Genomic DNA, 520 nt, shown 5'->3' with positions numbered 1-520 from the left:
TCATTGTTGATTACATCATTCAAAGCGGCAGCTTCAAGGGGCTGGGATTCGGCCTGAAAAACGCGATGCTTCGAAGTGATGTACCGAGTGACGGCGCCCAGGATCAGACCCGACTAGTGATGTCCTACACGCTTCCCTTGTTTTGAATTCAACCCCGTCAAGGGCTTCCATACGACAGCCCCGGCCGCCGAGTTCGGGCCGGGCAACGGTACTCATGATGACCAAGAATGCAAACACCCATGTCAGTAGCGCATCGGCATCCAGGCTGGAGGCTATCCGCAGTGTGGCTCTGCGCATGTTCGTCAATGAGGGGTATCAGGGCGTGAGCATGCGTCAGCTAGCCGAACACGCCGGGTTGCAAGCGGGTTCGCTTTATCAATACATCGAAAGCAAACAGTGCCTTCTGTTCGAATTCATTGAGGAACATGAGTATCACCTGCTCCACTGCCTCAGCAAAACGCCCCTCCCCCGCTTCGATCCAAGGTCTTCTTTAGGCCACTACCTCGGCGCTTACTTGCGG

The 520-nt window shown here is 55.2% G+C and carries 2 protein-coding genes; both read left to right on the top strand.

Annotation, left to right across the window (positions count from 1 at the left end; genetic code table 11):
• Positions 1–2: 2 nt before the first annotated feature.
• A complete protein-coding gene (locus AC1DRJ_RS32180; RefSeq protein ID WP_477805637.1) occupies positions 3–146 on the top strand; it encodes an OprD family outer membrane porin in 144 nt (47 codons plus the stop codon).
• Positions 147–214: 68 nt separating this feature from the next.
• On the top strand, positions 215–520 hold a 306-nt coding region (locus AC1DRJ_RS32175; protein ID WP_477805636.1), incomplete at its 3' end, for a TetR/AcrR family transcriptional regulator.

It is taken from the genome of Pseudomonas sp. P5_B2, from assembly GCF_056400445.1.
Note: the sequence above shows the minus strand (reverse complement) of the source record. Positions and strands in the feature narration are given on the sequence as shown.